29 protein-coding genes and 1 pseudogene are annotated in these 26,943 nt (G+C 31.0%); 17 read left to right on the forward strand and 13 right to left on the reverse strand.

The features are described 5' to 3' along the window. Window positions 1-438: 438 nt before the first annotated feature. From BM072_RS01540 to BM072_RS15450, 6 genes are all read right to left on the reverse strand, one after another. Window positions 439-1,602 carry a hypothetical protein gene (locus BM072_RS01540; protein WP_092905891.1) on the reverse strand — a complete coding sequence of 388 codons (1,164 nt, stop codon included), beginning with the start codon at window positions 1,600-1,602 and terminating at the stop codon, window positions 439-441. Beyond that, window positions 1,595-2,395: a hypothetical protein gene (locus BM072_RS01545; RefSeq protein WP_092905893.1), complete on the reverse strand. Its 801-nt coding sequence runs from the start codon at window positions 2,393-2,395 to the stop codon at window positions 1,595-1,597. The genes BM072_RS01540 and BM072_RS01545 overlap by 8 nt, the downstream gene beginning before the upstream one ends. Before the next feature lies 1 nt (window position 2,396). Beyond that, window positions 2,397-3,389, reverse strand: a complete 993-nt coding sequence (locus tag BM072_RS01550) for a hypothetical protein (RefSeq protein WP_092905895.1) — start codon at window positions 3,387-3,389, stop codon at window positions 2,397-2,399. 3 nt (window positions 3,390-3,392) lie between these two features. Next, window positions 3,393-4,337 (reverse strand): hypothetical protein, encoded by a 945-nt coding sequence (locus BM072_RS01555; RefSeq protein WP_092905897.1) that lies wholly within the window; start codon window positions 4,335-4,337, stop codon window positions 3,393-3,395. A gap of 4 nt (window positions 4,338-4,341) precedes the next feature. Then, entirely contained in the window at window positions 4,342-5,280 is a 939-nt protein-coding gene (locus tag BM072_RS01560) for a hypothetical protein (RefSeq protein WP_092905898.1), read from the reverse strand. An 80-nt stretch (window positions 5,281-5,360) separates the two neighbouring features. Continuing rightward, window positions 5,361-5,507, reverse strand: coding sequence for a hypothetical protein (locus tag BM072_RS15450; protein ID WP_177190241.1), 147 nt, complete (start codon window positions 5,505-5,507; stop codon window positions 5,361-5,363). A gap of 378 nt (window positions 5,508-5,885) precedes the next feature. Between BM072_RS15450 and BM072_RS01565 the strand changes: the two genes are divergently transcribed. Next, window positions 5,886-6,422 (forward strand): RNA polymerase sigma factor, encoded by a 537-nt coding sequence (locus tag BM072_RS01565; RefSeq protein ID WP_092905900.1) that lies wholly within the window; start codon window positions 5,886-5,888, stop codon window positions 6,420-6,422. Window positions 6,423-6,455: 33 nt separating this feature from the next. Then, window positions 6,456-6,866, forward strand: a complete 411-nt coding sequence (locus tag BM072_RS01570) for a hypothetical protein (protein ID WP_092905902.1) — start codon at window positions 6,456-6,458, stop codon at window positions 6,864-6,866. On the opposite strand, the pseudogene BM072_RS01575 reads toward BM072_RS01570, so the two are convergent. The 3 genes and pseudogenes from BM072_RS01575 to mnmC2 form a co-directional block, all read right to left on the reverse strand. Then, window positions 6,863-7,108: pseudogene (locus BM072_RS01575) on the reverse strand (ATP-dependent Clp protease adaptor ClpS); the annotation flags it as partial. The gene BM072_RS01570 and the pseudogene BM072_RS01575 overlap by 4 nt on opposite strands. A gap of 58 nt (window positions 7,109-7,166) precedes the next feature. Next, window positions 7,167-7,994: a 50S ribosomal protein L11 methyltransferase gene (gene prmA / locus BM072_RS01580; RefSeq protein ID WP_092905904.1), complete on the reverse strand. Its 828-nt coding sequence runs from the start codon at window positions 7,992-7,994 to the stop codon at window positions 7,167-7,169. A 105-nt stretch (window positions 7,995-8,099) separates the two neighbouring features. Further along, the gene (mnmC2, locus tag BM072_RS01585) at window positions 8,100-8,810 is read right to left on the reverse strand and encodes a tRNA (5-methylaminomethyl-2-thiouridine)(34)-methyltransferase MnmC2 (protein ID WP_092905906.1); all 711 of its coding nucleotides are present in this window, start codon (window positions 8,808-8,810) and stop codon (window positions 8,100-8,102) included. Window positions 8,811-8,892: 82 nt separating this feature from the next. Here mnmC2 and BM072_RS01590 point away from each other — a divergent pair, with 82 nt between their 5' ends. From BM072_RS01590 to BM072_RS01600, 3 genes are all read left to right on the forward strand, one after another. Then, a complete protein-coding gene (locus BM072_RS01590) occupies window positions 8,893-9,960 on the forward strand; it encodes a branched-chain amino acid aminotransferase (protein ID WP_092905908.1) in 1,068 nt (355 codons plus the stop codon). 103 nt (window positions 9,961-10,063) lie between these two features. Continuing rightward, complete coding sequence (locus BM072_RS01595; RefSeq protein ID WP_092905910.1) at window positions 10,064-11,086, forward strand: DUF4407 domain-containing protein; 1,023 nt, start codon at window positions 10,064-10,066, stop codon at window positions 11,084-11,086. Between the two features lie 53 nt (window positions 11,087-11,139). Further along, window positions 11,140-11,568: a hypothetical protein gene (locus BM072_RS01600; protein ID WP_092905911.1), complete on the forward strand. Its 429-nt coding sequence runs from the start codon at window positions 11,140-11,142 to the stop codon at window positions 11,566-11,568. A 61-nt stretch (window positions 11,569-11,629) separates the two neighbouring features. Here BM072_RS01600 and folP read toward each other — a convergent pair whose 3' ends face one another. Then, complete coding sequence (folP, locus tag BM072_RS01605; protein WP_092905913.1) at window positions 11,630-12,460, reverse strand: dihydropteroate synthase; 831 nt, start codon at window positions 12,458-12,460, stop codon at window positions 11,630-11,632. Window positions 12,461-12,513: 53 nt separating this feature from the next. Between folP and BM072_RS01610 the strand changes: the two genes are divergently transcribed. The 6 genes from BM072_RS01610 to BM072_RS01635 all read left to right on the forward strand — a co-directional run bounded on the left by BM072_RS01610 (window position 12,514) and on the right by BM072_RS01635 (window position 18,081). Further along, entirely contained in the window at window positions 12,514-13,062 is a 549-nt protein-coding gene (locus BM072_RS01610; RefSeq protein WP_092905916.1) for a DUF1599 domain-containing protein, read from the forward strand. After that, window positions 13,059-14,183 (forward strand): BT_3928 family protein, encoded by a 1,125-nt coding sequence (locus tag BM072_RS01615; RefSeq protein ID WP_092905917.1) that lies wholly within the window; start codon window positions 13,059-13,061, stop codon window positions 14,181-14,183. Before BM072_RS01610 ends, BM072_RS01615 begins: the two co-directional genes overlap by 4 nt. 1 nt (window position 14,184) lies before the next feature. After that, window positions 14,185-15,267: an ABC transporter permease gene (locus BM072_RS01620; RefSeq protein WP_092905919.1), complete on the forward strand. Its 1,083-nt coding sequence runs from the start codon at window positions 14,185-14,187 to the stop codon at window positions 15,265-15,267. A 74-nt stretch (window positions 15,268-15,341) separates the two neighbouring features. Further along, a complete protein-coding gene (gene tpiA / locus BM072_RS01625) occupies window positions 15,342-16,100 on the forward strand; it encodes a triose-phosphate isomerase (protein ID WP_092905921.1) in 759 nt (252 codons plus the stop codon). A gap of 189 nt (window positions 16,101-16,289) precedes the next feature. Further along, window positions 16,290-17,042: a hypothetical protein gene (locus BM072_RS01630; protein ID WP_092905922.1), complete on the forward strand. Its 753-nt coding sequence runs from the start codon at window positions 16,290-16,292 to the stop codon at window positions 17,040-17,042. 124 nt (window positions 17,043-17,166) lie between these two features. Beyond that, window positions 17,167-18,081, forward strand: coding sequence for a helix-turn-helix transcriptional regulator (locus tag BM072_RS01635; RefSeq protein ID WP_092905924.1), 915 nt, complete (start codon window positions 17,167-17,169; stop codon window positions 18,079-18,081). Between the two features lie 81 nt (window positions 18,082-18,162). On the opposite strand, the gene BM072_RS01640 is transcribed toward BM072_RS01635, so the two are convergent. Then, window positions 18,163-20,301: a type IA DNA topoisomerase gene (locus BM072_RS01640; protein WP_092905926.1), complete on the reverse strand. Its 2,139-nt coding sequence runs from the start codon at window positions 20,299-20,301 to the stop codon at window positions 18,163-18,165. A 325-nt stretch (window positions 20,302-20,626) separates the two neighbouring features. On the opposite strand from BM072_RS01640, the gene BM072_RS01645 reads away from it, so the two are divergent. From BM072_RS01645 to BM072_RS01660, 4 genes are all read left to right on the forward strand, one after another. After that, window positions 20,627-21,439, forward strand: a complete 813-nt coding sequence (locus BM072_RS01645; RefSeq protein WP_092905928.1) for a MotA/TolQ/ExbB proton channel family protein — start codon at window positions 20,627-20,629, stop codon at window positions 21,437-21,439. Between the two features lie 89 nt (window positions 21,440-21,528). Next, window positions 21,529-22,119, forward strand: coding sequence for a biopolymer transporter ExbD (locus BM072_RS01650; RefSeq protein ID WP_092905930.1), 591 nt, complete (start codon window positions 21,529-21,531; stop codon window positions 22,117-22,119). Between the two features lie 19 nt (window positions 22,120-22,138). After that, the gene (locus BM072_RS01655; protein WP_092905933.1) at window positions 22,139-22,672 is read left to right on the forward strand and encodes an ExbD/TolR family protein; all 534 of its coding nucleotides are present in this window, start codon (window positions 22,139-22,141) and stop codon (window positions 22,670-22,672) included. A gap of 34 nt (window positions 22,673-22,706) precedes the next feature. Beyond that, window positions 22,707-23,654, forward strand: a complete 948-nt coding sequence (locus tag BM072_RS01660; RefSeq protein ID WP_092905935.1) for a hypothetical protein — start codon at window positions 22,707-22,709, stop codon at window positions 23,652-23,654. 103 nt (window positions 23,655-23,757) lie between these two features. Here BM072_RS01660 and BM072_RS01665 read toward each other — a convergent pair whose 3' ends face one another. After that, the gene (locus BM072_RS01665) at window positions 23,758-24,825 is read right to left on the reverse strand and encodes a M20 family metallo-hydrolase (protein WP_092905937.1); all 1,068 of its coding nucleotides are present in this window, start codon (window positions 24,823-24,825) and stop codon (window positions 23,758-23,760) included. Further along, entirely contained in the window at window positions 24,819-25,586 is a 768-nt protein-coding gene (gene argB / locus BM072_RS01670; RefSeq protein ID WP_092905939.1) for an acetylglutamate kinase, read from the reverse strand. Before argB ends, BM072_RS01665 begins: the two co-directional genes overlap by 7 nt. 250 nt (window positions 25,587-25,836) lie before the next feature. On the opposite strand from argB, the gene BM072_RS01675 reads away from it, so the two are divergent. Together BM072_RS01675 and BM072_RS01680 are read left to right on the forward strand one after the other, a co-directional pair. Then, the gene (locus tag BM072_RS01675) at window positions 25,837-26,415 is read left to right on the forward strand and encodes a GNAT family N-acetyltransferase (protein WP_092905941.1); all 579 of its coding nucleotides are present in this window, start codon (window positions 25,837-25,839) and stop codon (window positions 26,413-26,415) included. Window positions 26,416-26,485: 70 nt separating this feature from the next. Beyond that, entirely contained in the window at window positions 26,486-26,938 is a 453-nt protein-coding gene (locus BM072_RS01680) for an arginine repressor (protein ID WP_092905943.1), read from the forward strand. Window positions 26,939-26,943: the final 5 nt, after the last annotated feature.

The raw sequence follows: 26,943 nt of genomic DNA on the forward strand, positions 1-26,943 counted from the left end.
CTGCCTGCGCCGATGGTACTGCTATTGCGGGAGAGTAGGTCGTCGCCAGTTTTTATAAAGAGTCTCAAGATTTATTTCTTGAGACTTTTTTTATGGAGTAAAGTCAAGGAAAAGAGAACTAAGACTTAAGATTTAGAACTTAATACTTACAACTCAAAACTACTTGTGTTCCTGAAACAAGTTCAGGATGACGTGAGGGAGAAAAGATTAAGATTCTTCGCTGCGCTCTGAATGACAAGGTGGTGTTTTGCTTATAAACTTATATCTTAAGTCTTATAACTTATAACTGACAACTAAGAGTTGCGTTAGGGATAGTAGTGGAAATCCTTTGCTGTATAGCAAAGATTGAAACGGATAGCCCGACCGAGCGAGAGATACAATGTTATTATTTTTTTTATTGGAATTTATGAGCGAGGGAACGCCATAAAAAAAGCCCAACTAATGTTGAGCTTCTTGTATATTTTTTTGAGAAGGAAGTATTCGTTTTATGAGATTAAAGACAATCAGATAGAATACGATTGAAATTAAAAGTAATTCGACATTCTCATTAAGAAAATTAAACGTTTTGGATGGATGTGTAAAGATTGTTTTTACTAAATCTATTGGTCCTGTAAACAATTTGGTTTTGTATGTGAGAATTATTCGGACTACTATAAAAATCATGAAGATTTGGTTAAATAATCCATAAATTAATTCTAAAACTTCATTCTTGTTATTGATTTTAAATTTGAACGGGTTTTTTATAAAATCAATTACTCTTTTATTACTATTTGATAATAGATTTGGTGAATCGGTTAAATCCGATAATATCCAATAACCGTCTGTGCGTATAAATGGTATTAATTGGTATAAAATAACAAGTGTGCTTAATGCTATTATATCCTGTATTTCGTGAATTCCTGTTATAAGATAAATTATAAAAAGTGCTACAATAATGTAAAGCTGTACATATACACCTGCCAAATTTGTGATGATACGTTCTTCTTTTTTGGCTGTCCAAATTGGAGTAATATTTGAATAGAAAACTGGAAACAGAAAATAAATTCCGACACCAATTTCACCATTCTTTTTTGTAAAACGATTACACGCTGCAATGTGTCCAAACTCGTGAATAAATGCACTTACAATATAAATGATAAACAAGTACACCATATAATTTGTATCCAAATGAAAATGATGTAACGTTGAAATATTGTAAATAGCCAACACGAAAAGTAGTGTAAAACTTATCCAAAAGAAAGTTGGTTGAAACAATGGTTGAATTAATTTAGACCATTTTCCTGCTTTTTCTGGCGAAAGAATTTTAGTTTCGAAAAGGATAAATGATTTTTCTTTTTTCTGATCTTCTTCTCTTTCTTCGTCTAGCTCTAATGTTTTTAGATTTTGGCTAACAATTGAATTAAAATCTGTTTCGGAAACATAATCAAATTCTTTGATAAAATCTTGGTACGCTAAAGTCGAATTGTTATTTCGCTTTAGGATTTCTAGTAATAATTTGATTTCGTTACTTACAATAAAGTATTTTTCGGAATGTTCTAAAATCCAATTGTTTTCATTTTTCTTTGTAAAAGAAAATTCTTTATATGTAAGTGTATTAAGCATTTCTAATTTCTTCTATTTGTAATTTCCAATCTCTAATTTGCTCATTAATAATATCTACCCAATTTACGATTTTATTTAATTGATATTTAGAAGCAATTTCTTTGGCTAAAGAAAACTGCTCTATCATATAATCAAACTGAGGATTACACAATTCTTCTAATGCAAAAAATGCTTTGTGTGTATAGGTTTGATTATCTGGATAATAATCGTCATCAGCTTTTAGTAACTGAATTGTGTTAGAAATGATGTGTGTAAACTGTTTGTTTTGCAAATCGTCGCCAATATCAGTAATGTCATCATACATTTGTATTGCACGAAAAATATGCGTTAACATCATTTTAATTTCCTCTGTCGGATAATTTTCTTGTAACAATTGTATGCCATCTACAACAAAAAATACAGGAATGTGCTTGTCTACAGCTATTTCCTGAAATTCGTCTTTAGATAATACATAACTATCAAAATCCCACAATTTTTCTTTGATTAAAGCATCAAAATAAATTTTACTGTATTTAGATTTACTTTCAAAGATAGATGAACCCTCACCAAATAAATTGATAAGGGTTTTTATACATTTTTCATGATGTTCTGTTAGATTAACTAACGGATTATCATCTAAAAGTTGTTTATCTATAGGAATCTCATTATCAATTAATTTATCAAGATAAATAATGTATGTATAATATGTTTTGGCAATAAGATCTAATTGTGATTTTTTCTCAGAATCAATATTTACATTTTCTGTTAAGAAATCTACAACATCTTGAAAAAATAGTTGGTTAATTTGGTTCATATTATGGTGTATAGTTAACGGATAAGGTTATTGTATTTTGTGCAATAAATGTTGAAGAATTATTACATGAGAAAGTAGGAGGATTATTACCAGCACCAAAGTAGAATATTAAAGGATAATTTCCAATAGCCATAGTTTTACCATTTGATGCTTGAGTAGTATTATTATCACCAGTTACATTGTCTGTATATAGATATTTGTAAGCTAGAAAATAAGTATAATTTCCAGAAGGAATATTTTCTTCATAAAAATCTGTTGAATACGTATCAAAATTACAGTTACCACTAATGATAGCATTAAATATTTTTGTACCTACTAATATTGGATTTGTATCTCCCGTTTTTTGTCTGAATAATGCGACAGCATATACAATATTATTAGTCGATGCATAATTATTGAAACGAACTAATCCATTTCCATTTACGTAGACCTTATTTTTTAAGTTGTATTTGGTACTTATATCAAATGCAGGTGTCTGGAAATTAGTTACTCTAGTCCAACTTCCTAAACCAGAAAACCCTGCTGCAAATTGTCCATCAGTATTTGCATTTGCTTGAGCTTGTGTTGGAAAAAAACCTGCAAGTGGAGATTGAGAGTAATTCATTGATACATTTCTATCTGTATTTAAATCTCCAGTAAATGTGGAAGAACTATATGTTCTTGTGTAGGCAATTGCATCCGTTACAACATCTGAGTTTAATAGCATTCCCCAAGTTCCATCTTTAAATATATAGATCCCTTTTGGATTCACATTTGTTCCCAGTTGTATATTATAAACAAGAGAACCTTCTGGTGGATATTGTGTTATATCTGTTGGAGATAATATAAGTAAATCTACTTTAGGCATCATTACTCCTGAATTAACTGCTTGAATATCTAAAATAGCTTTAGGTGTAACGTTTGCACTTGTATTATAGTTTGAATCTTCTGATATAATGACTTGTGCTTGTATCAAAGAAGATGCTAATGTTAAAAAAAATAAGAAGTGTTTCATAAGTTAAAAGCTTGGATTTTCGTAAGTTTCAATAATCAATTTTGTTGTAGCAGCAGAACTAGGTAAGTATTGTTGTCTTTGAGTTGCAGCTGTAGAACTTGTACAAGTTGCATCTTTTTGACCTATATTTACAGTAAATGCTTTTCCATTATCCGAAGAAATATCAGTATTCCATACCTCTCTTTTTTCTATAGCAATTCTTACTGTATTATCACCAATTGGTAGATTTCTTAAAAAATTAACTAAATCAAATTGTATTTTCGCACACACATTATTTGTTATATAAGTAGATATAATTTTGTAATCTACTAATAAAAAATCTGTTGAGTTTGGGTATTGAATAAATAATGCTAAACCATATAACCCACGTTGAGTTGTAGTAGGAGCAGATGGTAATTTCATTTGTAAAGCTCCAGTAAGAGTTAATTTATTTACATTATTTGTGTTTTTTATTGTAATTAATTTACTTGTAGTATTATCTTGGAATAATAAATCAGTCCAATTTGCAGAATTCACAGTATAGTTTTCACCTATTGTGTGTTGTCCATGATTTGTAGCTGCTCCAACATCATTTCCCATTGTATAACTTATAGGGTTAACAATTTGGCTTGTCATTACTTTTACAGCAGATAAATTTGTTAATTTTGATAAATAAGCTTTATCAGCTAGTATGGTCCATTGTGTTTTATCCCAAAAGTATAATCCTTTATTTGTCCCAGAGTTAAAAATTAATAATGAATTGCGCATATTAGTAGCATCAGTATCACCAAGAAAATTTGTAGCTGTTGTAAGATTATAATTAGGAATAGAAAAACCTTTGATTTCTGCCCTATTATTACTAGAAAAATTAGCTATAATATTATTATTTGTATCAGCAGGTATTCCTGTAGAAATTTGAGCATTAACATTAATTAATAATAATATAAATATAAAAGTTAGGTTTTTCATAGGTTTAGTTTTTTATATTAGTTACAACGATGTTTAGATTTGATCTCATATTTACTTTATCAGTATTATTACAAGCCCCATTGTTTGATGATACTCCAGCTGCGTTATGTCCTCCAAAAGTTAAATTTGAATTTGCTCCATACTCTGTATTTGTTGTACCTACTGTATAATAATTTTTTCTACCATAAGCAAATAATGCTACTGAGTAAGTTCCTGGAGATAAATTGATTAATGTACTACTTGTTATGTATGGTATTATACTACAGGTACTTACTTCTCCTGTACCAAATGTCCCTACAGAATATAAATGATAATTAGTTTCTGTTGATTTTTTAATAAATATTCCTATATTAAAAGTCAAGGTTCTTGATTTTTGAGATCCAGTAGTTATAGTATTATTACTAGCTGATTGTGCATTACCGCTACCAAACATTTGTACATAATTTGTATTTTCAGTAACAGTAAAATCCATAGTTGTCTCCGGAATTAGACTCCAAGTTTTACCATCTGTAGGTGTTTCTTGATAGCTAATAGCTGGAAGTTGAGCAGCTTCAGTTGTAAAAGATGATACGTTTAATGGAGAATTACCAGAAGATGTGACAGAAAATAATTGATTAACTGTTAAACGTGATGTTATATTTTTAAAATCAATAATATAATTCCATTTTGCATTTTCCCAATAATAAAAACCAGAACCAATATCAGAATTTGTTCCTGTAGGTGTACCTTCGTTATAGATTGTTAAACCACTCGGTACTGTTGGTGTTTTTAAGAAAGATACATCCGTTAATGATTGAACAGTTTTTATTCTCGGAAATAAAATTCCTTGATTAGTTGCCCCTGTTTCAAAAACAGAATTTGCATTAATGTTTGTTTTATTAATTCCTATTTGAGCAAATAAAAATGGTTGAATTAATAAAGCTAAAAGGTATTTTTTTTTCATAGAAGGTTTTTTTAATATATTTAAATTTACTAGGTATTAAAAACACCTAACTATGCAATTAAGCATAGCTAGGTGTTGTATTATGCTCCTCCTCCTGGATTTCCTGGATCTGTAGGTGTTCCTCCTCCATTATGACAATGAAGAATACAACATAAAAGGCAATAGAAAATAAATTCTTTTCTGTTCTCTAATTTCTCAACTTGAAAAGCATTGATTGACTTTTTCATAACTAAATAGTTTTAAGGGTTAAATAAAAATATATTAAATTGTGAAGTATAAACAAAATGTTTAAACTTCTATAAAATTTCTAAAAAAAAAATAGTAAATTGGATTTACAAATTGCTGACAATTATATAATTGAGCATTTATGCTTTATGTAGTGTGTGTAATTTCATAGGTAGTAGTTGTTTAGTTTTGGTTTTTCAAATATAGAATTTTTTTTAATCCGAAATGTTAAATTATTATTTTTTTAAACACCTGTATATCAATGTGTAATATGATACAAATGGTATTAAATACTTAATTTTTATTTGTTTTTTCTTAAAAATGAAAAAGCTACCTTTATGCAATCAAATTTTTATACATTCGTTTTATAATATTCTCCTTTGGATTTAGAGATTTTAAAATATATTAATTCACACAATAACGAAGAAGCTTTTAAATTAATCGTTTCGCATTATCACCAAAAAATTTATTGGCAAATACGTCGCATGGTTTTGATACATGAAGACGCAGATGATGTAACGCAAAATGTATTTATCAAGATTTATAAAAATTTAGATACGTTTAAAAATGAAGCCAAACTTTCGACTTGGATTTTTAGAATTACATATAACGAAACCATTAATTTTATCAATAAAAATGCAAAAGAAAAAAATGTGTCTTTTGAAGATTACACAAATTCTGTTGCAAACGAATTAAGTTCGGACGAATATTATGATGGTAACGAAATTGATTTGAAATTACAAAAAGCAATTGCAAATTTACCCGAAAAACAGCGTATCGTTTTTATGATGAAATATTATGATAAATTAAAATACGAACAGATTTCGGAGATTTTAGGAACTTCGGTTGGTGGTTTAAAAGCATCTTATCATCATGCGGTTACAAAGATTAAAGAATTTTTAGAAGTTGAAGATTAAACCTTTTTCAATTTTAATTGTCTTATTAATGATATGAAAGAAAATGAATTTAAAAACGCTTTTAAAGTTCCAGAAGATTATTTCTCGAATTTGAAAGACGAAATTTATCTCAAAAAAATAAAAGACCAAGAGAGTTTTAAAGTTCCTACAAATTATTTTGAAACCTTAGAACAATCTATTTTAGAACAAACAATACAGTCTAAACAATCAAAAGTATTTCAATTGAATTATTGGTTGGTTGCGGCTTGTGTTATTTTATTGGCTATAATTTCTGTTCCGTTGATTTTGAATAATCAAGAAAAACAAACCAATCAAGTTGTAGATACAGAAGTGAAGAATGAAGTTTACGAAAAAATTTATGATACTTATATTGTAACCGATCAAAATAAAAAATCGTCCAATGTAACATTAGACGATTCAGATTTTGTATTGTATAATTATTAAATAATTTCGGCGCTTAAACCTCGGTTCAATAATTCTGTGCATCGAGGTTTTAAATCTTCTAATTCACCCGTCAAAACTTCACATTTTCCTTTGTAATGAATTAAAATTGAGCATTGTTCTGCTTGTTCAGGCGTATGATCGCAAACATCCATCAACGACTCTATCACCCAATCAAAGGTATTTACATCATCATTATATACAATAATTTGATATTTGTGCGATTCTTGCTCTAATACATCAACAGCAGAATCTTTTTCTGTTTCTCACATTGGCTGTGTTGCGTATTTTATCATAGGTGTATTATTTTTTGAAATGAAGTGCAATCCACTCATTTCGTTGTTTTTTAGATACAAATTTTAAGCCACGATCTGTACAAAAAGTATAGATATCATCATAATCTTGCTCCATTAATCCGCTTAAAAATAAATCACCATTTTCATTCAAAACAGTAATGTAAGAAGGAATTTGGCTTATCAAAATATTTTTATTGATATTAGCTAAGATGACATCAAAATGCTTGCTTCCTAAAAGTGAATTATCACCCATTTTTGCATCTAAACTAACACCGTTTCTTTTTCCATTTTCGATAGAATTTTCAACTGCCCATTCATCAATATCAATACATTCGGCATAATTTGCACCTCTTTTCAATGCTAAAATTGCAAGAATAGAAGTTCCACAACCCATGTCCAAAATATCTTTTCCAGTAAATTCTGTATCCAAAATATACTCTACCATTAAGTGTGTTGTCGAATGATGACCAGTTCCGAAAGACATTTTTGGTTGAATGATAATTTCGTACGGTATGTTTTCTACTGTTTCATGAAATTCAGCACGAATTAAACATTGATCATTGACTAAAATTGGCGTAAAATTTTCTTCCCAAGTGGCATTCCAATTTTGTTGTTCAATTTCTTTTCGAGAATAGGTGAAATCGATGTTTTCTATTTCATCAATTACTTCTTTTATTTCGTCAATATTTTCGTCCGTTTTCGGAATATAAGCATCAAAACCTTCTTCGTTTTCTACAAAACTTTCAAATGGTAATTCAGAAATCATAGCAATAATAATTTCATTGAAAGGATCAGTTTCAGTAACTTTAAATTTATATTCGATGTAATTTGTCATAAATAATCTGAAAACTCTTTTTAAGTTTTCGATTGCAAATTTACGATTTTTAAAATTATCGTAAAAATATAGAGAAACAAGTCTTTAGTTGATTTTTTACAACTATTATAAAGAGAAATTTTTTAAACCAACCATCATTTCTCTTTTACCTGGAGGTCCAGGTCGTTTTTCTACAATATAACCAAGTTCTTTTAAACCTCTTTTTACAGCACCTTTAGAAGCGTAAGTTGTGAAAATACACGATGATTTTGTTGTACTATCTACGATTTCGAATAATTTTTTTTCCCACATTTCTGGTTGAACTTGCGAACCAAATGCATCAAAATAAACTAAATCAAATTCAGTTTCATTGCAATTTTTTAGGTTAAAAAAATCATCTTGCACTTTTTTTATTCTAAAATGAGGTGATAAAATTTGCCATTCTTCCCAATTAGATAAAAATAAATAACGGTAAACAATTCTCAATTCTTCTTCGCGATTTACTAATTCTGGATAGAATTTAAAAACATCATCAAAAAAATTAATAGCATCAAATTCTTCTTCCGAAACAGGAAATTTTTCTATTCCAACATAACTTACATGTTGCTGATTTTTCTCTGCTTCTAATAAAGTTATAAAAGCATTTAATCCAGTTCCGAATCCAATTTCAAGAATTTTAAGTGGTTTTTTAGCTGCAATAAAATGAGAAAAACCATTCTTAATAAAAACGTGCATTGCTTCTTGTACAGCGCCATGTTTAGAATGGTAAGATTCATCCCAATCCTCGATATAGATGGTATTTGACCCATCTTCCGTTTGCTGAATAATTCTTTTCATACCCGAAAGTTATGATTTTTATTATGAAAAAATACAAATAAAATGTATCTTTGGTATCGCAACAAACAAAATATATCTTAACATGATTATAGAAAAAATTGCTGAATCTAACTTTAACGATTCAGTTTTCGATTCAAAAGTTTTTGGTAAAAACTTTTCTGATCACATGTTGATCGCTCATTATAAAGATGGTAAATGGGACGAGCCAAAAATTATGCCTTACGGACCTATTTCTGTTACTCCAGCAGCAATGTCTTTTCATTATGGTCAAACTATTTTTGAAGGAATGAAAGCCTACAAAAATGAAGATGAAGAAGTTTTTATTTTTCGCCCAGAAAAAAACTTTGAACGTTTTAATAAATCTGCTGTTCGTTTGAACATGCCAGAAGTTCCTGCTGAAATATTTTTAGACGGAGTTAAAGCAATCGTAGATTTAGATCGTCAATGGGTTCCTAAAGATTACGGAACATCTTTGTACTTACGTCCAGTAATGTTTGCTACAGAAGAAGCAGTTTCTGCACGTTCATCTAACGAATACATTTTTTGTATTTTATTAGCATTTGCACCTTCATATTACGAAAAACCATTATCAGTAAAAATTGCAGATTTTTATAGTCGTGCAGCGCAAGGTGGTGTTGGTTCGGCAAAATGTGGTGGTAATTATGCAGCATCTTTTTTCCCAACTTCGGAAGCACAAAAAGATGGTTACGATCAAGTGATTTGGACAGATTCTATCGAACACAAATTTATCGAAGAAGCCGGAACAATGAACGTAATGGTACGTATCGGAAACAAATTATTAACTGCGCCAACTTCTGAGCGCATTTTAAATGGAGTTACACGTGATTCTGTTTTAGCTTTAGCAAAAGATAGCGGTATTGATGTTGAAATTCGTCCAATATCTGTAGAAGAAATGTACGAAGCATACAAATCTGGAGAACTAAAAGAAGTTTTTGGATGTGGAACTGCAGTTGTTGTTTCTACTTACAATGCAATTGGTTTTGGAGATGAAAGAGCAGAATTAGCTCCTTTATCTGATGAAGAATCTTTTGCAACTCAATTAAAAAAGAAATTGAAAGACATTCAATATGGTATCGCAGAAGATCCTTATGGATGGAGAGTAAAAATCGAAGAAACTGTAAATGCTTAATTTATAGCTTTTAAAAAGTATATAGAAAGCTGACATTATAACTGTCAGCTTTTTTTTGGCACGATATTTACTAATGTGTATTACAAAGTACTAAAGTTATAAAATGAATTTTTTACAAAAATTTCTTATCATTTGTTCAGGCAGTAGTTTTGAACTCTTGAAAAAAACTCCAACCGATATTAATAAGCATGTCGGTATTGGCGGAGTAATTTTGTTTACCGGTATCTTAGCCGCATTATCAGCAGGCTATGCGCTAAATACTGTTTTTGATAATATTTATGCAGCAACAGGTTTTGGAATTTTATGGGGATTAATGATTTTTAATTTAGACCGTTATATTGTAACATCTATGAAAAAATCAGGTGGATTTTTTAGACAATTCATGACAGCTTTGCCTCGTCTTATCGTGGCAGTTTTGTTAGGTATTGTCATATCGAAACCATTGGAACTAAAAATTTTCGAAAAAGAGATTAATAAACAATTAAATGTTATTGTTAACCGTAATAAAGCCGAATTACAAAAAGGCATTGATGCGCGTTATGCCGATTTAGGAACGCCTTTTTCTACTGAACGTAAACAGATTTATGCTCAGATAGATAAATTGAGAGCAGAATATAATAATGCGTCGGCAGAATTAGAAAAAGAAGTTGTTGGTACACAAACAGAAACAACAACTGGTAGAGAAGGTTATGGGCCAAATGCAAAACGTAAAGCAGATTTGAAAAAGCAAAAATTAGCAGAAATCGATTTGTACATTCAGCAATCTACACCAAGATTAGCGGAATTGAATAAAGATTTGGATAGATTGACTGCTCAAAAAGAGAAAGAAATTGAAACTGCTAAACCTACCGAAGAAAATTACAATGGTTTTGCTGCACGAATGCAAGCTTTGGACGAATTGTCAGCAAATAATCCAATTTTAGGAACTGCGGCAATTTTTATAGCACTTGTTTTTATATCGTTAGAAACCGCGCCAGTTTTAGTAAAACTAATTGCGCCAAAAGGTCCGTACGATTTCTTGTTAGAGAAACATGAACATTCGTTTAAAATATTTAGCAAAGAATCAATCGAAATAATGGATATAAAATCTGAAAAAAGAATTCGTCACGAAATAGAAAAAGTATAAATCATAAAAAAGTAACTCTAATTTGAAGTTACTTTTTTATTTTTGCAAAGATTATGGAAACTTATAAAATAGAAATTTACGGAGAAGACGAAAATCTAATTCAGAGAATGGAAGAAGTTATAACGCCAATAAAAGAATTGGTTGGTTATTCTTGGAAATTATTGTGGATTGATGGTGAAAGCGAAACAGACGAATATTCTGTTTTTGAGTTGCAAGAAGTGATTGATCAACAAGATGGAATTGTTGTGGATTTTGATCAATTAGAAAGTTTGTGTTTTAAAATGGAAAATATTTCTGAAGCTTTGATTATTGCTGATAGAAACGAGAAAAATTTACACACAAACATTGAAGATGAAAATTTATATGACAACGAAGTTGTTTTTGAGTTTGTAAAAGATTCGCATTGGCAAATTTTGACGACAGATTTAAACGTTGTTGATACATTTAAAGTTTTCTTTCCGAATAGTAAGATTATTGATTAATTTTTATTGAATTAATCAACAACTATAAAATAAAAGCCGCTATTTGCGGCTTTATTTATTTTTAATATTTTCCTTGTAATGCGTTATAAATTTGTAAAGTTTCTTTTGCAGCTTTTATATCATGCACGCGCAAAATTTTAGCACCTTTTTGTAAGGCAACCATATTAAGAACAGAAGTTCCGTTTAAAGCTTCTTGCGGTGTAGAATCTACTAATTTATAAATCATCGATTTTCTAGAAATCCCAACTAATAACGGAAATTCGCCAAAACCTAAAGCTTCCATTTTACTAAATAACTCATAATTATGTTCAAGAGTTTTAGCAAATCCAAAACCAGGATCCAAAATAATGTCTTTTACTTTCGCAGCTTTTAATTGTGCTATTTTTTTAGCAAAATATTCGTTCACTTCTAAAGTTACATCATTATATTCAGGCTCATTTTGCATGGTTTGCGGCGTTCCTTTCATGTGCATTAAAATATAAGGAACATTTAAATCCGTAATTGCAGGAAACATATTTTCATCTAATTCCCAACCCGAAACATCGTTTATAATACTTGCACCAGCATTTACAGCCTCGCGCGCAACATTTCCTCTAAAAGTATCAACAGAAATAATTGTATCAGGATATTTTGTACTAATTGCTTCAATAACTGGAGCAGTTCTGTCAATTTCTTCTTGTTCCGAAACTTCTTCTGCGGCAGGTTTTGTAGAATATCCACCAATATCTAAAATATCAGCGCCTTCGGACAAATATTTTTCTACTTTATCTAAAATCAAATCCATAGATTGACTACTGCCACCATCATAAAATGAATTTGGTGTAGTATTCAAAATTCCCATAATTTTTGGCTCGTTCAAATCAATCAAACGACCATTACAATTAATTGTCATATCTTAGAAGTTCTTTAAGCAATTTCAATTATTTTTGAAATCGAAACGAAATTATGAAAAATACGTCAATTCAATTTAAAGAAATCATCTCAATTTGTCGAGATTTATATACAAAAAAATTACAGGATTACGGACCAGCTTGGCGCGTTTTGCGTTTGCCGTCTTTAACGGATCAAATTTTTATCAAAGTAAACCGTATTCGTACGTTGCAAGAAGCAACTGTGCGCTTGGTTGATGAGGATGAAGAAGGTGAGTTTATTGCGATTATTAATTATTCGATAATGGCTTTGGTACAACTTGAATTGGGTTTTGCAGATCAACCAGATTTAACAGACGAACAAGCGATTGCTTATTATGATAAATATGCAACGATTGCGCATGATTTGATGATGAAAAAAAATCATGATTATGGCGAAGCTTGGCGAGATATGCGCGTAAGTTCTATCACAGATTTGATTTATCAGAAAGTTTTACGTACAAAAAGTATTGAAGACAATAAAGGAAAAACAATAGTGTCAGAAGGATTAGATGCCAATTATTTGGATATGATTAATTATTCGATTTTTGCCATGATTTTAATTAACGAAAAGAAAACAGCATGAAATATTTAGTACAATTTGCACGAATTATAGTTGGTGTAATTTTTATTATTTCGGGATTTGTAAAAAACGTAGATCCAATTGGATTGAGTTTTAAATTAGAAGAATATTTTTCTCCAACCGTTCTTAATATTCCATTTTTAGAAACATTAAGTTTACCATTGGCAACATTCTTTTCGATATTCGAAATTGTTTTGGGTGTACTTTTATTATTGGGTGTTTGGCGAAAATTTACGACGATTGCACTTTTATTAACAATTGTATTTTTTACATTCCTAACTTTTTATTCAGCATATTTCAACAAAGTAACAGATTGTGGATGTTTTGGTGATGCATTAAAACTAGAACCTTGGACATCATTTTATAAAGATATTGTCTTATTAATTTTGATTATCATTTCAGTAATTGGTCAAAAATACATTCAACCTTTGTTTGTGACAAAAGCTAATTATGCGATTAATGCGATTACAATTATTGCGTCGGCGATTATTGCGTATATCGGAATTAATCATTTGCCTTTAATTGATTTTCGTCCGTATGCAATCGGTAAAAATTTAGTTGAAGGAATGAAATCTCCTCAAGAATTAGGTTTGAAACCAACAACGTATAAAACAATTTATACGATGAAAAATAAGGTGGACGGAAAAGTTGTAGAAATTGACGATGCACAATATATAAGCGACGACAAATGGTACAAACACGGGACGCCTTGGCAAATAGAAGAAGATAAAACAAAAACTGTAATTGAGAAAAAAGGATATGAGCCACCAATACATGATTTTAATTTTGATTGCAATGGTGTTGATAAAACTTCAGAAATTTTAGCCGCTCCAAAAGCATTAATTATCGTTATTCCTTTTGTTGAGAAATTGACAGAGAAACAAGTTGAACAAATTAATGTGTTAGGAAAAGATACGAAACAACAAGGTTTTCAAGTTATAGTTGTTTCAAATAATCCAATTCCGAAATTAACAGTTGAAAATTGTTTTATGGATCAAACAACCATGAAAACAATTATTAGATCTAATCCAGGATTTATGATACTTGAAAAAGGAACTGTAAAAGCAAAATATCATTACAACGATATGCCTTCTGTTAACCAATTACAAAACTTATTTAATTAACGTGATTAATTACATTCTTAATAAAATTTTCTATGGTTTCTTGACGCTTTTTGGCGTTGTTACCGTAGTTTTTATTCTATTTTCTGTTCTTCCTGGCGATCCTGCGCGTATGATGCTCGATCAAAAAGAAGATCCAGAACAATTGGCTCAAATTCGAAAAAAGTTAGGTTTAGATCAACCAATTTGGAAACAATATGTTTACTATATTAATGATCTTTCGCCCGTTTCTTTTCATAATATTGATGAGCAAAATACAACCTACACTTCGCTAAGTTCGGATAAATACAATTACACAAAATTGATTGATTTTGGATCGAATGAAATGGTTTTGAAAACGCCATATTTAAGAGAATCTTTTCAGAAACAAGGAAAAAGTGTGAGTACTATAATTGGCGAAACTTTACCAAATACAATTGTTTTGGCGGTTGCCGCAATTATTATAGCTTCCGTAATTGGTGTATTTCTAGGAATTGTTTCTGCATTGATGAAAGATACGTGGATTGATCGATTATTATTGGTTGTTACAAGTTTCGGAATGAGTATTCCATCGTTCTTTTCAGCGATTATTATTGCGTATATTTTTGCGTTTTTAATGCACAATATCACAGGTTTGAATATGATTGGAAGTTTGTACGAAGTAGATGATTTAGGCGAAGGAAAACATTTGATGTTAAAAAATCTAATTCTTCCAGCAATTACATTAGGTTCTCGTCCATTAGCGGTTTTTACGCAATTAACAAGAAATTCTTTGTTAGAAGTTTTGAACCAAGATTATATCAGAACAGCTTTTGCAAAAGGTTTAAGTCGCAAAACAGTAATTACAAAACATGCGTTGCGAAATGCACTTAACCCAGTAATTACAGCAATTTCGGGTTGGTTTGCATCAATGTTGGCAGGTTCTGTTTTTGTCGAATTTGTATTTGGGTGGAATGGTTTAGGAAAAGAAATCGTCAATGCACTTAATACTTTAGATTTACCAATTGTTATGGGCGCTGTCCTAGTTATAGCCGTGATGTTTATTGTTATTAATATTTTAATTGATATACTCTACGGAATTTTAGATCCTCGTGTTCGTATAAAATAAATCAGCTTTTAAATTCGTAAGATTTAATTATCTTGCAGTATAGTTAAAACCAAATCAAAACAAAATACACTTTTATGCGAGATAAAATCGTTGCAGGAAACTGGAAAATGAACTTAAACTTTGAAGATGCCATTCAATTAGCAACTAATATTAATGCTTGGGTTGCGGATAATCATCCAATTGCTCAAGTTATTATTGCGCCGTCTTCTATTTATTTACAAACTTTATTAGAAGGAGTAGACGAACAATACGTTAAAATTGCATCTCAAGATATTGCTGCACACGAAAAAGGCGCATATACAGGAGATGTTTCCGCAGAACAATTAGATAGTATCGGTTTAGATTTTGCAATCATCGGGCATTCTGAGCGTAGAGAATATCAATTTGAAACAGACGAAATTATTGCTGCTAAATTAAAGCAAGCTTTTAAATATCAAATAAGTCCAATTTTTTGCGTGGGCGAAAAATTAGAAGAACGCGAAAGCGAAAAACATTTTGAAGTTGTAAAATCTCAAATTGTAAATGCTTTAAAATCTCAAAAAGCAGAAGATTTATCTCGTTTAATAATCGCTTACGAACCAGTTTGGGCAATTGGAACAGGAAAAACTGCTTCGCCAGAACAAGCGCAAGAAATACATGCATTTATTCGTAAAGTTTTAAATGATGAATTTGGAACAGATGTAGCAAATAATACAAGTATTTTGTACGGCGGAAGTGTAAATGCACAAAATGCCAATCAAATATTTGCACAACCAGATATTGATGGAGGTCTTGTAGGAGGCGCTTCACTCAAATATGAAGATTTTACGCAGATAATTTCTGCTTGTAAATAATATCAAAAAGCTCAATCTACTGATTGAGCTTTTGTATTTTTATACATTTTACTGTATATTTTCTCGATTTTAAGAAAATTATAACAATTGTTAGGATTTATTAAGATTTTTCGGAACGGTGTCTGCAAAGTTTAAAATGTACTAACTATATATAAAGTACCATTTTTTAAAAAACAAAACACAGTGATTATGAAAAAATTGACGCAGGTATTAGGAGTTGTAGCAATAGGGTTAGTATCTTTCTCTTTTACAACTAAAAATGAAGCTCCAGTAGCAACAACAATTTCTATTGTAGATGAAGCGCCAAAAGTGGTAATTCTAGATATTGTAGATAATGTAACGTCTAAGGATGCAACTAACATTACACAAGATTTTAAATCGAAGTTAGAAACACTTAATAAAGACAATGTAAAAGTGTTGCTTTGGAAAGAGATTACTGATGGAATGAAGGATGAGGAAAAACAAGCAATCATTGATAGTTTGAAACCAGAGCTTATTATGACAGTTAGTTTTGAGAATTCGGATGACAATACAAATAAAATTGCGGCAGTAGTTTCTAAACAAAATGTAGCTTTCGAAGAAACATTTAAAATTGCACGAGAATTTGCAGATAATTTAAATTCAACTTCAGTTAAAAACGAAGGAGTTTATCAAACAGATTCTAAATACATTCAAGATAATGCTGCACCAGCAATTTTCTTAAGTGTAAAAGCGAAAAACGAACCAACATCTAATCAAGAAATCGTAAATAAAATTTCTAATTTTATTGAGTCTGTAAATTTTGAAACACCAACAACTGTAGAAACAATTGCAACAATAGATGCAGCTGTAGATACAGCAACAGCGGCGGCAGATTCTGCAACAGTAGCGGCACAAGAAGCGGTGAAAGATGCAAAACAAGCAACGAAAGACGCACAACAAAAAGTGAAAAAATCGAAATAGAAAAATCGTTTTTTCGAATATATGATTTTAATTAATGAAGAAAAGTAACATTTTGTAAGGAAATGTTACTTTTTTTTGTTTTTAAATCCAGAACGCCTAAGTTTGCTCAAACACTTACACTACAATGTCAAAACAAGGATATATTGCGCGTTATTTTAATATTGTTCGTAAACTTTCTCAAAAAAAATATTGTTCTTACGAAGAATTAGAAAATTTTTTGGAAAGAGAATTTGAAATGTTACAAATTCAAGATGATACATTAGAATTTAATTTTTCGAAAAGAACTTTACAACGTGATATTCGAGAAATTCGTAATATTTTAGGAATTGACATTATGTATAGCCGAAGTCAACGCGGTTATTATATTATTCAGGACGATTATAGTTCTGATTTATTTCTGAAGACTTTAGAAGAAATAAATAGTTTTTCTGCACTAAAATTAACCAATTCATTAGAGTCTATTGTTTATTTAGAAAAACGAAAGCCAAAACGTGCCGAGTTTTTACCAGATATTGTACAAGCAATTCAGCAAAAAAAGAAGATAGAATTTCATTATCAGAAATTTGGCGAAGTGGATGAAACAATCCGAAAAGTATCGCCAGTTGCAATTAGAGAATTTAATAATCGTTGGTATTTAATTGCGGATGATAGAGGAATTGTGAAGAATTTTGGTTTAGAACGAATGAATAAAGTTTCGATTTTAAAAGATAAAATTGATGAAAATATTGTGTTTAATTACGATGATAAATACAAATATTCGTTCGGAATTATTGTACCATCTACCGAAAAACCAGAAAAAATAGTTTTAAGCGTAACCAAAAAACAAGCAGCTTATTTAGAATCTTTGCCATTGCACGAATCGCAAGAAGTTTTAGGAACAAACAATGATGAGGTTTTGATTGGATTAGAATTATTTTTGACCGAAGATTTTATCAGCGAAATTCTATCGATGAGCCGTTCGGTTACTGTTATAGAACCTAAAAAACTAAAAGATAGAATTTCTGAAATATTAAAAGAAATTTTACTTAAATATAATTAATGATAAGCTGAAATCAATTCAGCTTGACAAAACGCAAGTCATGTTGAACTTGTTTCAACATCGCATTATAATTGATTAAAATTAAGCTTCAAACTCTAAATTAAAATCCATTCCAAGAATTACTTTTCCTGCAATTTTTTCTCCAGTTTCAGGACTAATTAAACCAGTCATTTTTCCAGTTTTTTGCTTTGTAACTAAATCCAAAACTTGTTTATCCGTTAATTTTTTTCCCATAAACTCAAACGGAACTTTAAAATTACATTCCTTATAATTAGAGCAACCATAAGCAGTTCGTCCTTTTATAAGTTGATGATTTTTACATTTCGGACAAGTTGCGTCCTCTATATTTATTTCTTCTTTTGGTTTGCGTTCTTTTTTCGGTTTTTCTTGTGTTTGTACCGAAACTTGATGCGAAGCAATTGGTCTGAAATAACTATTTTTAACCTCGTGTGTTAACTTCGTTACCATTTCAATTAACTCTTGTTTAAATTGCTCCAACTCATATTCGCCTTTTTCAATCAAACGAAGTTTACGTTCCCAAACACCTGTTAATTCAGGTGATTTTAGCAATTCATCTTGAATTGTATCAATCAAATCCATACCAGTTTGAGTCGCAATAATATTACGTTTTTTCTTTTCGATGTATTTTCTACGGAACAATGTTTCGATAATATTTGCGCGCGTAGACGGACGACCAATTCCGTTTTCTTTCATCAATTCGCGCATTTCATCATCATCAACTTGTCGACCAGCAGTTTCCATTCCGCGTAACAAAGTTGCTTCGGTATAATTTTTTGGAGGAGTTGTTTTTCCTTTGTGAATAAAAGGTTCGTGCGGTCCTTTTTCGCCAATCTCGAAAATCGGCATTATTTTTTCTTCGTCTTTGTCGTCCTCTTTTTTATCTTTTACATAAACTTCTCGCCAACCTAATTCTAAAATTTGTTTTCCCGTTGCTTTAAAATTAATGGCAGATAAATTTCCATCTTTTCCTAAATTTTCAACTTTACCTTCAACAGTTGTGTTGGCTACTTTACATTCTGGATAAAACACAGCGATAAAACGGCGCGCAACCAAATCATAAATACGTTTTTCTTCATTTGATAAACCCTGTGGAAAGATTTCTGTCGGAATAATTGCATGGTGATCGGTTACTTTTGTGTTGTCAAAAACAGTTTTCGACATCGGAATAGGTTGTGCCATTAACGGAGCAACCAAATTTTGATACGCCGAAAGCTTTGTTAAAATACCCGTTACTTTTGGGTAAATATCTTCGGAAAGATAAGTTGTATCGACACGAGGATAGGTTACAAATTTTTTCTCGTATAAACTTTGAATATATTTTAGCGTATTTTCTGCCGAAAAAGCATACTTTTTATTGGCTTCTACTTGTAAAGAAGTTAAATCGAATAAGCGTGGATTTTTTTCGCGTCCTTCTTTTATTTCAAAATCGATAATCTCAAATTCACGATCTTTTATAAAATCTAAACCTTGTTTTGCTTTTTCTTCTGATTTAAGACGTGGAATTGTGGCGTTAAATTCTACTTCTTTAAAAATAGTTTTCAATTCCCAGTATTCATCAACCACAAAAGCATTAATTTCTTTTTGACGTTGTACAATCATCGCCAAAGTAGGTGTTTGTACGCGTCCAATAGACAATACTGTTTTTGGTGGAGCAAATTTTTTGGTAAATAATCGTGTTGCATTCATACCCAAAAGCCAATCGCCAATTGCGCGCGCTTGCCCTGCCGAAAATAAATTGAAGTATTTTTCGCCATCTTTTAAGTTATTAAAACCTTCTTTTATAGCTTCTTCTGTTAAAGATGAAATCCATAAACGTTTCATCGGTGCTTTGGCTTTTGCTTTAAGTAAAACCCAGCGTTGTATCAATTCTCCTTCTTGTCCCGCATCACCACAATTAATAATTTCTTCCACTTGATTATCGGTTACAAGTTTTTGAATAATTTTAAATTGTTTCGCAACGCCTTTGTCGTGAATTACTTTTATTCCGAAGTTTTTTGGGATCATTGGAAGATAATTTAAATCCCAACTTTTCCATTCGGGTGTATAATCTTGTGGCTCTTTTAGTGTACATAAATGCCCAAAAGTCCAAGTTACTTGATATCCATTTCCTTCATAATAACCATCATTGCGCTGATTAGCACCAATTACTTTGGCGATATCTTTGGCTACACTTGGCTTTTCGGCGATACAAACTTTCATATACGTTTAGATTAAATAGATGTGCAAAAGTCAAAATAATAATTTAAAATTTAATAAAAAATTATGATATGTATAAATATTGAATAAATTTGCAATAGGTTAACTTTTGTGAGAAGGCTAATTTGGATAAATCTAAAAGAAGTTTAATTTTAAGTTTATTGCTCGGATTAATTTTAAATTATCATATCGATAAAAATTAATATTGATTTTAAGCAAATTATAAATTTAACGTCATAACAACGTAAAAAATTTAGAAGAATTAAAAAATTTTCACTTAATTTACACCCACATTAATAAAAATCATAATATTTAAAAGAATTAGTAAATGGAAAAGAATGTAACAGTACCAGCTAAAACTAAAATGGGAGGACTTAACCCGGTGATTACTATGATCATTTTAATTTTAGTAGCAATAGCTATTTTTTATGGTGTATTTGGAATGGCATCCAATTTTGAAGGAGGTGATAAAGAGAGAGGAAATCCTTTAAACTTCTTAGGTATTATTTATAAAGGAGGGGTAATTATCCCATTCTTAATGTCTTTCTTCTTTATGGTTTTAGTTTTCTCAATTGACCGTGTTATTGCTTTAAACAAAGCGAAAGGAACAGGATCTGCAGAAAAATTTGTAAACGACATTCGTGCTTTATTAAACAAAAACGAAATTAACAAAGCAATCGAATTATGTGACAAACAAAAAGGAGCTATCGGTAACGTAGTAAAAGAAGGTTTAACAACTTTTAAAGCGTTAGAAAACGATACAACTTTAAACAAAGAACAAAAATTAGCTCAATTAGGTAAAACTTTAGAAGAAGCAACGACTTTAGAAATGCCTACATTAGAGAAAAATATGACAATCATCTCTACGATTGCCTCAGTAGGTACGTTAATTGCCTTAATGGGAACTGTAATCGGGATGATTAAAGCCTTTTTCGCATTAGGAGAAGGAGGAGGATCTCCAGATGCTGCACAATTATCAGTAGGTATCGCGGAAGCCTTAATTAATACAGGTATGGGTATTGGTGCTTCTGCATTCGCTATCATTATGTATGCTTTTTTAACTTCTAAAATTGATGATTTAACTTTCAAAATTGACGAAGTAGGAATGAGTATTCAACAATCTTTCTCTGCTCATAATTAATATTCCTTTGTATAAAATCCTTAGAATAAAAGTATAAGGAAATTATCCAAACAATAATAAATTTAGAATATTAATATAATACAGAGAAAATGGCAAGAGTAAAACCAAAAAGAAGAGGTCCTTCGATGGACTTAACAGCTATGTCTGACATGGCTTGGCTTTTGTTAACTTTCTTTATTTTAACATCTAACTTCAGAGAACCTGAGGTAGTTCCAGTAGTAACACCAACATCTGTTTCTAACGAAAAAATGGCGTCAGAAAACATGATGATCATTAAGATTGATGGAAAAGGAAAATTCTTATTCGGTTTAGAAGAGAAGGATCGTATTCCAACTTTAGAAAGAATGGGTGAGAAATACGGTGTAAATTTTACAGATGCTGAAAAGAATGCATTCAAAAGCATAGTTGAATTTGGCGTACCAATGAATGAAATGAGAAATTATTTGAATCAAAATTCTGATAAACAACAATCATATCATCCAGGTATTCCATTAGATACAATACCTACTAAAAATCAAGAATTAATTGATTGGGTATTTGAAGCGAAAGAAGTGAACCCAGATATTTTCTTAGCAATTAAAGGTGATCAAAAGTCTGAATACAAAGAATTCAAAACTTTGATCCAACAATTGCAAGAAAAGAACATGAATAAGTTCCAGTTAATTACATCTCAAGAATAATTAAAAGAAATTTAACCAAATGGCGCAAATACAAACTCAAGATGGTGGAGGCGGAAAAAAAGTCCGTTCCAAAAAGAATTCGACTGCGGTCGATATGGCTCCGTTAGTAGATTTAGGTTTCTTATTAATTACATTCTTTATGTTTGCGGCGACGTCGATCAAACCAAACGTAATGAACTTGAATATGCCCCCAAAAATTCCAACTGATGTTGCTCCTCCAACAGAAGTTAAGATACAAAATTCGATTACAGTTTTAATCGCAAAAGACAATAAGTTATTTTGGTATCAAGAAGAGGCGGGTAAATTAAATACTGAGAATTTAAATGAGACTGACTACTCTGCAGAAGGTATTCGTAAGATAATTACGAAAGCAGCTGCTGGAGCTATAGATAAAGAAAAATTTACTGTGATTATCAAACCAATGGATGACGCAAGTTATGATAATTTAGTAAATGTGTTAGATGAGATGGAAATTACGAAGTCTACTCGATATGGTATCGTTAAAGTCACACCCGAAGAACAAAAGGTGTATGACGAAAAAGTAGGTAAATAATTTAGTTTATTTGTTAAATTAAAAAGAATTTAAAATGTCAGATAATAACAAACAACTAAAATCCTTAGACGAGATAGTATTTGAAGGTAGAAATAAAGCATACGGTGCTTATGACATGAGAATGACTGAAAAGAGCACTCTTATGAAAGCATTTATCCGTGGTTTTATTGTAATTGCGATTTTAGCATTTGCTATATATGCATCTGGAACAGGATTATTTGAAAATAAAACAACAGAAAATGTTGTAGTTGATGTAAAACTAGAAGATTTAAGTTTACCAGAACCTCCAAAAGAGGAAGAGGTAGTAGAACCAGAACCAGAACCGGAACAACAAGAAAATCATTACCAAGAGGAAACGGCACAAGAGAAATTCATTATGCCAGAACCTAAAGAACAACCTAAGAAAGAGGAAACTATTCCTCCGAAAGAGGAGTTGAAAGGGAAAGATTTATCTTTTGAAAAACGTGAAGGTACTGAATCTAAAGGTCAAGATGGTGGTGGACCAGTTAACTTGAATAAAGAAGCACCAAAAAACACAACACAAGCACCGAAAAATGATGACAAAGGTGATAAGCCTGCTGCACCAGAAACGGTAACTGCACGTACTGCCGCTATTATGGCTGTATACCCAGGTTGTGAAAAAGATGCTGCTAAAGGTAAACAAGCTGCTACAGACTGTTTATCTAAAAAGTTAGGTGCTGATATTAGTGATGAGTTACAAGATTTTGCGAATGACGCTGCTGGACAAGGTTCTTCAGGAGTTATTGTATCAAAATTAAGTTTCCAAATTGATACAGAAGGTCGTATCATTAGTATTTCTCCACAAGGAGATGCGAAATTAGGTCCTGAAGCTAAAAAGGCTTTAGAGCGTATTACGCAAAGACAACAAAAAAGAGGAAAAACTATTATTCCAGCGAAGTCTGATGACGGTCGTCCAGCTCGTTTGAATTTTAGTATCCCAGTTAAAATGCAAATTGAGTAATATTAATTATTCTTTATATAAAAAGAGGCTAAAATTATTTAGCCTCTTTTTTTGTTTTATACAGTAATAAAAAAGGAGCATTTAGCTCCTTTTATTATTTAGTTTAGAATGTAAAGCCTTTCAAAAGATTTACATAACGTTCTATTCCGTGTTCTATTTCTGATAAATAAATATATTCATCTGGCGTATGTGATCTAGCAGAATCTCCAGGACCCATTTTTACTGTTTCAAAATTCATCATTGCTTGGTCAGACATTGTTGGCGAACCATACGTCATACAACCCAATTCGATTCCTTTTTGTACAATCGGATGATTTTCTGAAATACGTGATGAATTTAAACGCAATGATCGTGCTTTTACAATCGCTTTCGGTAAACAACTAGCAATTATATCAACCACTTCTTGGTTTGCATATAATTCGTTTACGCGACAATCTACCACTAAATTACATTCGTCAGGTACAACATTGTGTTGGTTACCAGCTTCAATTTGTGTAACTGTCATTTTTACTGGACCTAACATATCCGAAACGCGTTCAAAATTGTACGTTCTAAACCAATTCATCGCATCAATGGCTTCGTATATTGCATTTACACCTTCGTTACGCGCTGCATGTCCCGTTTTCCCTTTTATGGAAACGTCCATTACAACCAAACCACGTTCTGCAATTGCCATATCCATTTGCGTTGGCTCACCTACAATTCCTAAATCTATTTTAGGTAAAACAGGTAAAATACTACCAACATTTAATTCGCCCGAGCTTTCTTCTTCGGCAGTAATGGCTACAATAAGATTAAAAGGTAAATCTTCTTTCAGAAAATTGATATATGTTGCCAATAAACTTACAGCAGAAGCACCAGCATCATTACTTCCTAATCCAATTAATTTATCACCTTCGATGGTTGCTTTTAGAGGATCATACGTCCAAGAAGAACCAAATTTCACGGTATCGTGATGAGAGTTTAACAGAATTGTTTTTTTGTTTTCGTCAAAATTTGGATGAATACTCCATACATTATTGTTTTGACGATGCGCTGTTGCGCCATGTTCTGTTAAGAAATTAAAAATGATATCGGCCGTTTTATCTTCTTCTCTCGAAAAAGATTGTGTTTCGATTAATTGACATAATAAATCGACCGCTTTCTTTTTAAGAACAGCTAATTCTAACATAAAATTGTTTTGATATCTGAGTTAATGTTACGTGCATGCACCAAACAAACATTTTTGACACCTGCATTGATTACTTTGAATGAATTATCTAACTTAGGAATCATTCCCTCGAAAATTACACCTTCTTCTTTCAATTGCAAATATAAAGTTTCGTTAATTTTTGGAATTAATGTTGCGTCATCATTTACATCGCGAAGTACACCAATTTTATCAAAACAGAAATTTAATTCGACTTCATTATTTTGCGACATCGCCACAGCAATTGTAGACGCTATTGTATCGGCATTGGTGTTTAATAATTGTCCATTTCCGTCATGTGTTATCGCGCAAACAACAGGTGTAATGTTGTTATCGATTAACAATTGAAAAAAATCACGGTTAACGCTTTCATCAGTTAAATCGCCTACAAAACCATAATCAATTGTTTTTATAGGACGTTTACTTCCTTTGATTGCATTTGCATCTGCACCCGATAATCCCAAAGCGTTACACCCTAATTTTTGTAATTTGGCAGCGATTGTTTTATTGATATTTCCGGCATATAATCCCGTCACAACATCTAAAGTTGGTTGATCGGTTATGCGTCGTCCTTCTACCATTTTAGGTTCGATACCTAATTGATTTAACATTTTTGATGCGCCTTTTCCACCACCGTGAATTAAGACTTTTGGTCCATCAATTGTTGAAAACGTTTGTAAGAATTGTTCTAATTCTTGTTCGTTATCAATAATTCCGCCTCCTATTTTAATAATTTTCAACATGTTAATAAATATGTAAATTTTGTTTGTTTTTTTTGGTTTGACAAAAATAAAGTATTTAACTTTGCATCTCAGTATAATAACTGAATATCTTGTTGATTAATGGAAGAAATTACTGAAATTGTTCTTCTCAATTATGAGAGTAACTTTCGAATCGAAAGCAGAATAATCCTTTCTCATAATCTTTTAAAGTGTGATGGAGATTCTCCATCTTTTACTGGTTCCCCTTTATTAATCGACTTTCCCCTAAATTATGTATGTTAGAATAGCAAATGCAGAAGATGCCAAGTACGCAGAAGTGTTGTGTGAATGGTACGAAGAATCAGCTCGTATGAGAAAAACGGGTATTGCTAAACGAAATCCTGTTTATTTGGAGCGCAAAATGCGTAACGGAAATGCGGTGATTGCTTTTGATGATGATGATCAAATAGCAGGTTTTAGCTATATAGAAACTTACGAAGAAGAAAAATTCGTAGTAAATTCTGGTCTTATAGTTCGCTTAGATTTAAGGAGCTCTGGAATAGGAAAAGAAATTAAAAAAGCAGTTTTTCAACTGTCTCGAACTAAATTCCCAAAATCAAAAATTTTTAGTATTACAACAAGTTTGGCTGTAATGCGTATGAATACAAAATTGGGATATAAACCAGTTACTTTTTCTGAGTTAACACAATCAGATGAGTTTTGGAATGGATGTAAGAGTTGTAAAAATTATCATATTTTGATGGATAACGATCGCGAAAGATGTATTTGCACAGGTTTGGTGTACGATAATCTTGATGATGAGTTTGCACAACAAGCCAAACAAAACGACGGAAAAAAAGAAAATGAATAAATATACGGACAGAGGTTTTTTTTTGCCTAAAATGAGTATATTTGCATAAATTTACGAATAAATATTCAAAATGAGTAATAAAAAATACAGATTCCAGGTCATTAAAGATTTAATAATAAATCAAGAGATTAGTAGTCAAGACGAATTATTAAAAAAGTTAATTGATTTAGATATAACAATTACTCAAGCTACTTTATCACGAGATTTACGCGAATTGAAAGTTTCAAAAGTACCTAATAGTTCGGGACAATACATTTATCGCCTTACAGAGAATACAGTACCAACAGCCACTGTAACACATAACGAAAATATGAGTTTAGTTTTTTCTCAGAATATGGGAGTTATCAAAACAAAACCAGGTTATGCAAACAGAATAGCATTTGAAATAGATAATACATATTTCACAACCATTTTAGGTACAATTGCTGGAGACGATACGGTATTAATTATTATGAAAGAAGAGAGTAGCCGCGAAGAGGTTATTAATGAGTTAAGAAGAATTATTCCCAATATAAACAAATAAACAAA

This window comes from Algoriella xinjiangensis (genome assembly GCF_900115015.1).
Taxonomy (GTDB): domain Bacteria; phylum Bacteroidota; class Bacteroidia; order Flavobacteriales; family Weeksellaceae; genus Empedobacter; species Empedobacter xinjiangensis.

Bases quoted from the DNA above. Each gene is read 5' to 3' on its own strand.
- BM072_RS01540 (WP_092905891.1), bottom strand. From the start codon at position 1,602: ATGCTTAATACACTTACATATAAAGAATTTTCTTTTACAAAGAAAAAT.
- BM072_RS01545 (WP_092905893.1), bottom strand. From the start codon at position 2,395: ATGAACCAAATTAACCAACTATTTTTTCAAGATGTTGTAGATTTCTTA.
- BM072_RS01550 (WP_092905895.1), bottom strand. From the start codon at position 3,389: ATGAAACACTTCTTATTTTTTTTAACATTAGCATCTTCTTTGATACAA.
- BM072_RS01555 (WP_092905897.1), bottom strand. From the start codon at position 4,337: ATGAAAAACCTAACTTTTATATTTATATTATTATTAATTAATGTTAAT.
- BM072_RS01560 (WP_092905898.1), bottom strand. From the start codon at position 5,280: ATGAAAAAAAAATACCTTTTAGCTTTATTAATTCAACCATTTTTATTT.
- BM072_RS15450 (WP_177190241.1), bottom strand. From the start codon at position 5,507: ATGAAAAAGTCAATCAATGCTTTTCAAGTTGAGAAATTAGAGAACAGA.
- BM072_RS01570 (WP_092905902.1), top strand. From the start codon at position 6,456: ATGAAAGAAAATGAATTTAAAAACGCTTTTAAAGTTCCAGAAGATTAT.
- prmA (WP_092905904.1), bottom strand. From the start codon at position 7,994: ATGACAAATTACATCGAATATAAATTTAAAGTTACTGAAACTGATCCT.
- mnmC2 (WP_092905906.1), bottom strand. From the start codon at position 8,810: ATGAAAAGAATTATTCAGCAAACGGAAGATGGGTCAAATACCATCTAT.
- BM072_RS01590 (WP_092905908.1), top strand. From the start codon at position 8,893: ATGATTATAGAAAAAATTGCTGAATCTAACTTTAACGATTCAGTTTTC.
- BM072_RS01595 (WP_092905910.1), top strand. From the start codon at position 10,064: ATGAATTTTTTACAAAAATTTCTTATCATTTGTTCAGGCAGTAGTTTT.
- BM072_RS01600 (WP_092905911.1), top strand. From the start codon at position 11,140: ATGGAAACTTATAAAATAGAAATTTACGGAGAAGACGAAAATCTAATT.
- folP (WP_092905913.1), bottom strand. From the start codon at position 12,460: ATGACAATTAATTGTAATGGTCGTTTGATTGATTTGAACGAGCCAAAA.
- BM072_RS01610 (WP_092905916.1), top strand. From the start codon at position 12,514: ATGAAAAATACGTCAATTCAATTTAAAGAAATCATCTCAATTTGTCGA.
- BM072_RS01615 (WP_092905917.1), top strand. From the start codon at position 13,059: ATGAAATATTTAGTACAATTTGCACGAATTATAGTTGGTGTAATTTTT.
- tpiA (WP_092905921.1), top strand. From the start codon at position 15,342: ATGCGAGATAAAATCGTTGCAGGAAACTGGAAAATGAACTTAAACTTT.
- BM072_RS01630 (WP_092905922.1), top strand. From the start codon at position 16,290: ATGAAAAAATTGACGCAGGTATTAGGAGTTGTAGCAATAGGGTTAGTA.
- BM072_RS01635 (WP_092905924.1), top strand. From the start codon at position 17,167: ATGTCAAAACAAGGATATATTGCGCGTTATTTTAATATTGTTCGTAAA.
- BM072_RS01640 (WP_092905926.1), bottom strand. From the start codon at position 20,301: ATGAAAGTTTGTATCGCCGAAAAGCCAAGTGTAGCCAAAGATATCGCC.
- BM072_RS01645 (WP_092905928.1), top strand. From the start codon at position 20,627: ATGGAAAAGAATGTAACAGTACCAGCTAAAACTAAAATGGGAGGACTT.
- BM072_RS01650 (WP_092905930.1), top strand. From the start codon at position 21,529: ATGGCAAGAGTAAAACCAAAAAGAAGAGGTCCTTCGATGGACTTAACA.
- BM072_RS01655 (WP_092905933.1), top strand. From the start codon at position 22,139: ATGGCGCAAATACAAACTCAAGATGGTGGAGGCGGAAAAAAAGTCCGT.
- BM072_RS01660 (WP_092905935.1), top strand. From the start codon at position 22,707: ATGTCAGATAATAACAAACAACTAAAATCCTTAGACGAGATAGTATTT.
- BM072_RS01665 (WP_092905937.1), bottom strand. From the start codon at position 24,825: ATGTTAGAATTAGCTGTTCTTAAAAAGAAAGCGGTCGATTTATTATGT.
- argB (WP_092905939.1), bottom strand. From the start codon at position 25,586: ATGTTGAAAATTATTAAAATAGGAGGCGGAATTATTGATAACGAACAA.
- BM072_RS01675 (WP_092905941.1), top strand. From the start codon at position 25,837: ATGTATGTTAGAATAGCAAATGCAGAAGATGCCAAGTACGCAGAAGTG.
- BM072_RS01680 (WP_092905943.1), top strand. From the start codon at position 26,486: ATGAGTAATAAAAAATACAGATTCCAGGTCATTAAAGATTTAATAATA.